The organism is Nitrospirota bacterium (assembly GCA_035873375.1).
Classification (GTDB): Bacteria; Nitrospirota; Thermodesulfovibrionia; order Thermodesulfovibrionales; family JdFR-85; genus BMS3Bbin07.
Genome location: JAYWMQ010000010.1, coordinates 1 through 3,641, shown reverse-complemented (window position 1 = coordinate 3,641; position 3,641 = coordinate 1). Strand labels below are relative to the sequence as shown.

At 41.3% G+C, this 3,641-nt stretch carries 4 protein-coding genes; 3 read left to right on the top strand and 1 reads right to left on the bottom strand.

Annotated elements, in window-relative coordinates; translation table 11 throughout:
* Window positions 1-265 precede the first annotated feature (265 nt).
* On the top strand, window positions 266-490 hold the full coding sequence (locus VST71_02930) for a hypothetical protein (protein MEC4684673.1): 225 nt from the start codon (window positions 266-268) through the stop codon (window positions 488-490).
* Window positions 474-812 (top strand): type II toxin-antitoxin system RelE/ParE family toxin, encoded by a 339-nt coding sequence (locus VST71_02925; protein MEC4684672.1) that lies wholly within the window; start codon window positions 474-476, stop codon window positions 810-812. Before VST71_02930 ends, VST71_02925 begins: the two co-directional genes overlap by 17 nt.
* Before the next feature lie 566 nt (window positions 813-1,378).
* Here the strand turns inward: VST71_02925 and VST71_02920 are convergent.
* Entirely contained in the window at window positions 1,379-2,557 is a 1,179-nt protein-coding gene (locus VST71_02920; protein ID MEC4684671.1) for an FprA family A-type flavoprotein, read from the bottom strand.
* A gap of 274 nt (window positions 2,558-2,831) precedes the next feature.
* On the opposite strand from VST71_02920, the gene VST71_02915 reads away from it, so the two are divergent.
* Window positions 2,832-3,254, top strand: a complete 423-nt coding sequence (locus VST71_02915; GenBank protein ID MEC4684670.1) for a pyridoxamine 5'-phosphate oxidase family protein — start codon at window positions 2,832-2,834, stop codon at window positions 3,252-3,254.
* Window positions 3,255-3,641: the final 387 nt, after the last annotated feature.

Genomic DNA, 3,641 nt, shown 5'->3' with positions numbered 1-3,641 from the left:
GCATTAACGCTCATAGCTTCTTTTTTAAGATGCTCAATAATCTCTATTCTTTTATCTACTGAAAGTATTTTAAATAGTTCTGCTGCTTCTTTCATAACGTACACTTCCTTATAAGCGTCTGCATAATTACTAATATACTATATGGCGATTCGATTGTCAAGTATTTCTCAAAAAGTTTCATTAGGGGTATCGCCTATATCTGGCATATTTGGCCTGGAAACACTGAAAACTTTACTTTTATTTAAATAACTCATTATAATTTTATATGAAGACTGCAACACTTAAGAAAAAGGCGATTGAAATGATCGAAGGACTACCAGACCAGAAACTTCCTTCAGCTATAGAATACCTTGAATACCTGAAGAGTAATTATGACACTTTTGATCTGAATGAGACTATCAAAGAATCACTGTATGATCTGAAATTACACAAAGAAGGCAAGTTGAAGCTAAAAACGATTGATGATTTAGTTGATGAACTTAAAGATTAGGCCGTTACCTACCTTTGAAAGAGATGTAAAGCTTCTCAAAAAGAAATATCCAAATATATGGAAGGACCTGGCAAAATTAAAGACCATATTGATGGCTGATCCTTTGGCAGGCAAAGCTGTTGAGGGTCTGGAAGGCAAGATATTTAAACTCCGCTTGGCAAGCTCTGATATAAAAAAAGGCAAAAGGGGCGGGTACCGTGTTATTTACTATTTTAAAGATAACGAGGAAAATATCTACTTGCTATCAATCTATGTAAAGGCCTACAAAGAAAATATATCCGTTTCAGAGATAAAAAGTATTCTCGCAAAATATGGGCTTTGATCCTTACGGTTATCTAAGCTCGATTGAGCTGTTTCCTGAATTGCATGATAATTCGCTGAAGTCTCTATAAGAACCGGTAACTATATGTTAAAAGTCTCATAATTGAACCGACATCAATCTAAAAATCTCCCCTCGCCCCTCTTTGCCAAAGAGGGGATAATCCCTCCCTTTGGCAAAGGGAGGTTACGAGGGATTTTTTTAATAATATATCCACTCTATTATGAGACGATTAATAATTTTAACAATTAGTTAGATTAGTTAGATTAGTTAGATTACAGCTTTTTCAGCCCGATTCGTCCCCCTCAGAACCGTACGTGATAGTTTCTCCCGCCTCGGCAGTGGGACTCAAGAGTTTTTTTATAAGCAGTCCTTGTAGGACTCCCCGACTGTTTTACCTCGTTTGTTCTCACTGCCCGCCGTCAGGGACATCATCCCAGAGAATTCCTTCTGATTCCCCTGCTGCTCAGCATGCTCTCTTTAATAATTCTTCTTGATTGACCGAATCTGTCTGTAAAATAAGGAACTAAACTATTACGTTCTCGCTTAAATGCAAAAAAATGTATGGACTATATCAATCCAGCTTCGTTGTGTTTTGTCGCTATGGTTTCAGCCAAAATCTCAAGAGCTTTAAAATCAGCCTCAGAAGGTAAGCCTTTGACAAGAACAGGTTCTATAACCTCTGCTTTAAGATTAGAGAGCATCCCCGACAGGATTTCTACAGTCCTGCCGCCCCACCCGTAGGAACCGATAATTGATAGGAATCTGGCTTTAGGACGTAATGCATTAGTCAGAAAAGCAGCATTAACGGCGTAGGGATGGGGACCTGCAAGAACCGTTGGGGTCCCAATAACTATAGTCCCTGCGTCAACGAGAGCCATTGCCAGCTTCCCTGTGTCTGTCACGGCCAAATTGAATTGTTCGACAGCAACGCCTTTTTCAACCAAGGATGAAACAAAGAAATCGACCATCAGCTTTGTACTGTTATGCATTGAAATATAAGGTAAAACTACCAGGTTCTTTGATGGTGCCTCTATCCAGTCTTTATGGGCATCAAGGATAAAGGCTGGGCGAGGATAAACAGGCCCGTGACTGGGGGCTATGATAGCCATTTCTAAAACTGCAAGTTTTTCCAGGTTTTTTTTGATAATAGTCCGAAAGGGCATCATGATCTCAGCATAGTAACGTTTAGCCGCCTCGTAGACACGCGCTTCATCTGAAACAAATAGATTGCTTGTTGCAATATGGGAACCAAAGAAATCACCGCTGAACAGGATTTTGTCTTCTTCCAGGTAAGCTACCATCGTCTCAGGCCAGTGTACCCACGGAGTGTAGATGAATTTCAGCGTCTTGTCCCCGAGAGAGATTGCTTCGCCGTCACTAACAGTAATAAAGGATTCCTCGGCTATATGCAGAAACTCCAACACCAACCCTTTTGCCATAGGGCTGGAAATCAACTTTGCCTCAGGGTAACGGGAGAGTATAAGAGGAATGCTGCCAGAATGGTCCTGTTCCGCATGAAGTGAAACTACATAATCGAGTTTGGAGACATTTTCAAGCTGTGACAGCAATTCATCAACCATGGATGGATCAACCGTGTCAATTAAAACAGTCTTCTCACTGCCTTCAATAAGATAGGCATTGTAACTTGTTCCGTCCGGCAGAGGGATGAGAGAGTCGAAGAGACGCCTGTCCCAATCCACAGAACCCATCCAGTAAATGTTATCTTTAATTTTCCTTGGTTTCATCAGTCCCTCCTTTACAATATGCACCGATTTCCCATGTATTTTCCCAAATCAAAATATTAGGTTGCTTTGTCATTATATCAAGTTGCTTGATAATGCGCAAATAATCTTTATAAGGGATATATGAGGAAAGCCTGCAGCAGAGGCTGTAGTGATATTGAAAACTCAAATAAAGCAGGATAATCCAGGAAAAAGGTATGATTCTGAAAGACAAGGGGCACGATAATCGTGTAAGATATTTATTAGAGGAGTAATCTCTTGCAAAGAGGAGGGGGTTATGGACAAGAACGGGATATTTGCACTAATCAACGGAAATCAGGCCTGTCACCTTGCCACGTCCGAGGATAACGTTCCCCATGTACGCGGCATCCTGGTGTACCGGGCTGACGACAACGGCATAATTTTCCACACGGGAAAATTCAAGGACCTGTACAGGCAGTTGTGCTCGAATCCGCAGGTGGAGTTCTGCTTTAACAACCAGGACATGCAGAATCTCATTCAGGTTCGGGTGAGCGGTGAAGTGGAACTGGATGAGGATATGGCGCTGAAGAAGGAAATCGTGGCAAGGCGTGATTTCCTGAAGCCATGGGTTGAAGATCAGGGTTATGATGGCCTGGCGGTCTTCAGGCTGAAAAAGGGCAGGGCTACGGTCTGGACAATGGCCACAAACTTTGCGCCCAATACCTATATTGATCTTTAATTACGACATTATACTCTGTAACATTTGATTTACAGATTGGGGAAGCAGATTGTTTTTTGAGCAGTCTGCTTCCCCTGAGCAAGGATTTGCCTATGTTGTCTTTATAGGCGGAAGGCAGCCACAGCCACATGAGCTTTTTGTCTCGATTTTGATTAGAATTTTCTTTTCTGCAGGCTGTTTTTTTGTTTCTTTTGCCACTGTTATCACCTCCTTTTTGCTTAAGTTGTTGCGTAGTTACTTATATATCTTGGTAAAAAATATATTATCCTTATTTAGTTTTTGCTTTGCGTATTTCCCCTATACGTACTTGTTCACCTAAACATCCACAGGTACAGATTCGATTAAGTCTTTGCCGGCATTCTTCCAGTGCCTCCCGGTTCAAAGAGT

Bases quoted from the DNA above. Each gene is read 5' to 3' on its own strand.
- VST71_02930 (MEC4684673.1), top strand. From the start codon at position 266: ATGAAGACTGCAACACTTAAGAAAAAGGCGATTGAAATGATCGAAGGA.
- VST71_02925 (MEC4684672.1), top strand. From the start codon at position 474: ATGAACTTAAAGATTAGGCCGTTACCTACCTTTGAAAGAGATGTAAAG.
- VST71_02920 (MEC4684671.1), bottom strand. From the start codon at position 2,557: ATGAAACCAAGGAAAATTAAAGATAACATTTACTGGATGGGTTCTGTG.
- VST71_02915 (MEC4684670.1), top strand. From the start codon at position 2,832: ATGGACAAGAACGGGATATTTGCACTAATCAACGGAAATCAGGCCTGT.